2 protein-coding genes and 1 pseudogene are annotated in these 2,685 nt (G+C 70.9%); 1 reads left to right on the plus strand and 2 read right to left on the minus strand.

Annotation, left to right across the window (positions count from 1 at the left end; all coding sequences use genetic code 11):
* Positions 1 to 246 precede the first annotated feature (246 nt).
* Complete coding sequence (locus O3Q52_RS51750) at positions 247 to 435, minus strand: hypothetical protein (RefSeq protein ID WP_269655348.1); 189 nt, start codon at positions 433 to 435, stop codon at positions 247 to 249.
* Between the two features lie 972 nt (positions 436 to 1,407).
* Between O3Q52_RS51750 and O3Q52_RS51755 the strand changes: the two genes are divergently transcribed.
* Positions 1,408 to 2,022: a hypothetical protein gene (locus O3Q52_RS51755; RefSeq protein WP_269655349.1), complete on the plus strand. Its 615-nt coding sequence runs from the start codon at positions 1,408 to 1,410 to the stop codon at positions 2,020 to 2,022.
* Positions 2,023 to 2,283: 261 nt separating this feature from the next.
* On the opposite strand, the pseudogene O3Q52_RS51760 reads toward O3Q52_RS51755, so the two are convergent.
* Positions 2,284 to 2,685 (minus strand): annotated as a pseudogene (locus O3Q52_RS51760) (TetR/AcrR family transcriptional regulator); the annotation flags it as partial.

A 2,685-nucleotide genomic window follows, 5' to 3' on the forward strand; every position in this document is an offset into this window, starting at 1 on the left:
CCGCCCGAAGTAGCGGCGCCGAGCACCCGGCGCCGCGACGGGCCGGGCTGTGAGGGGGCTTCGGTACGTCTCGCAGGACCCGCGGTTGTCGACATGGCAGCACTCCAACAGGGCGAAGGGAGGTGAGGACGTGCTGTGCCCCGGGAGGCAACAAGCCTGTGGCGCCCCGGTTCTGATGCGGAGTCAGGAATCTGGCGCGGGGGTCTTGTGAAGTCAAGAGGCACGCCGGTCCGGCGGACGCCCCGATCACTGACGGGCCACCGCGACGAGGGCGGCCGCCAGCGCCGCGGCGAAGGCTTTGGCCGCCTGGATGAGAGCTACCGGAAAGGTGGCCTGGTCGAGTCGCGCCAGACAACCGGCGGCGACCGCGACCATCGAGGCGACGATGACGGCCAGGGCGGAGGCCAGCAGGACGAAGGCAGTGCGGTCGGACATTACGGCCCCTCCCGGGAATCGATGCACTGGTGTTTGTGGCCAATCTGGCGTCGCCCCTGTTCGCCGGGGTGCGGCCGGTCGAACGCGAACAACAGCGAACGCTCCACACTCAGGCACGAGTTGTCGCACGTCCGGGTGTCGTGCGGGCGCGGTCAGCCCGCCGGGAAGGACAGCACTCGCTCGGTCCGGCACCCCTGGCGACCAGTCGGGGCCGTGCCGCCCAGCCGGAGCGCGCGCCCGAAGGGAGGTGCCTGCCGCCAAGCCAGTACCGCGGAATTCGTCCGGACTGCCGGGGACGGATGAAATCCTGTGCGTAAGGGGGATGTTGTGATGGCGTCACCTTCATGCACAGTCATCCGGTGGGCAATGGCGGTCCGTTGCCCTCCTTTGGCGGCGAGATGGACCGGAAGCCGGGCACCAGGAGCGAGCGATCCGGAGTCCGTCTCTACGGGCGAGCTGTGGCGAGGCGGGAGTGGACACGGAGGGCTTGCGGGATCCGGGGGCGGCCCTGGCGGAGTTACGGGCTCGCCTTGAGGCAGGCCTGGTCGCGGAAGGGCTGACGAAGACGACACTGGCCCGTCGCGCCCGGCTGGGCCGGACCGTGGTCAGCCAGGCCTTCGGCCCGGTGGCACCGGCGCCGTCGGCGCAGACGGTCGGCGCTCTGGCCCGAGCGTTGTCACTTGAACCGCGCCCCTTGCTGAACCTGCGCGCCCTTGCCTGTGCGCCCGAGCCGCCTCCACCCCCGGCGCCGGAGCACACCGGCAGGCGGGCTGCGGTGCTGGGGCGGGCCATCGGTGAGTCAGCCCGTACGACCTGGAAGTGCATCCCGCCACGGACGTCACAGCGCGCCCGATGTTCGACGGGACGAACGGGCTGTCGCGGCTGGCCGCCGACTTGCCAGCGTATGTGGTGCGGCCGCACGACGCTGAGTTGGAGCAGCTGGTGTCGGCGGCGGGTCAAGGGAAGAGCCACATGGCGGTGCTAGTGGGGGCTTCGTCAACCGGGAAGACCCGTGCGTGCTGGGAGGCTATCCAGCCCCTGGCGCGGGCGGGCTGGCGGCTGTGGCACCCCTTTGATCCCACCCGCGCGGGCGCCGCCCTCGCCGACCTGCAGCACGTCGCACCCTGCACAGTCATCTGGCTCACCGAAGCCCAACACTATCTCGGGGCGGCCCCGAACACCGGTGAACGCATCGCCGCAGCCCTGCACGCATTGCTCACCGACACCGAACGCCGGCCCACTCTGGTACTGGCCACGCTGTGGCCGGAGTACGCCAAGACCTACACCGCCTTCCCTCTGCCCGGCCAGGAGGACCCCCATCCCCAGGCACGTGAACTGCTGGCCGGGCAGAGCATCTATCTGCCCGACCGGTTCGACGCCGCGGCGCTGGCCAGCGCCGCACAACTGGCGTCGGCGGGCGACCGGCATCTCGCACACGCCCTCGCGTACACCAAGGACGGCCGCATCACCCAGCTCCTAGCCGGAGGAGCCGGACTCCTGCACCGCTACCGCACGGTCTCCCCCGCCGCCCGCGCTCTGCTACAGGCCGCCATGGACTGCCGGCGCCTAGGGCCTGTTCTGAGTTGAGGTCACGGGAGGGCTGGAAGGCTGCGTAACCAGAGGATGGACCCGCGCAGGTGGAGTCCTGCGGCATAGCTCTCGGGTGTCTTGTCATAGCGGGTGGCCAGCCCTGAGGCGGCCTTCGACGCACGCCGTGTCGCCGGTGCACGCGGAGGTCACCAAACGCCTCCACGAACTCTGCGTCGCGGGGACGGAGGCGTACCGGCTCGGCCTGGTCGCCGGGAAGGGGCTCCCGCGGCGCCTTGAGACAACGACGCGTGCCGACGGTCAGGCGCCGCAGGCCCCGTTTCCGCCGAGGCTGATCATGGCGCGGTACAGCTGCTCCTCGGTGAGCGGCGGCGCCGGCAGCGGGTGGGCGCGGTCGGTTCGGAAGCCGTCGAGCAGAAGGTAAAGGTGGCGGCGCCAGGCGTCCGGGGCGATGGCGTGGGTGGCCTCGGTGACGCGGCTGTGCGACCAGATGACGAAGGCAAGGTCCTCGGGGGTGAGGTCGGGGCGCAGGCTGCCCTGCTCCTGCGCACGCTCGACGATGTGTACACCGAGTTCGCGGATGCGGGTCTGGGCGCCCGCCAGGCAGGCGCTCTCCGGCAGCCGCATGGAGGCCAGGTCGTTGAACCCCCGGTCCTGTGACTGGAGTTCGCACATGGTCTCCAGGAAGTGGCACAGCCCCGC

Source organism: Streptomyces sp. ActVer (genome assembly GCF_027270795.1).
In the GTDB taxonomy this organism is placed as follows: domain Bacteria; phylum Actinomycetota; class Actinomycetes; order Streptomycetales; family Streptomycetaceae; genus Streptomyces; species Streptomyces umbrinus_A.

What these genes read in the sequence shown, in the direction of transcription:
- O3Q52_RS51750 (WP_269655348.1), bottom strand. Translation starts at nt 435, where the DNA reads ATGTCCGACCGCACTGCCTTCGTCCTGCTGGCCTCCGCCCTGGCCGTC.
- O3Q52_RS51755 (WP_269655349.1), top strand. Translation starts at nt 1,408, where the DNA reads ATGGCGGTGCTAGTGGGGGCTTCGTCAACCGGGAAGACCCGTGCGTGC.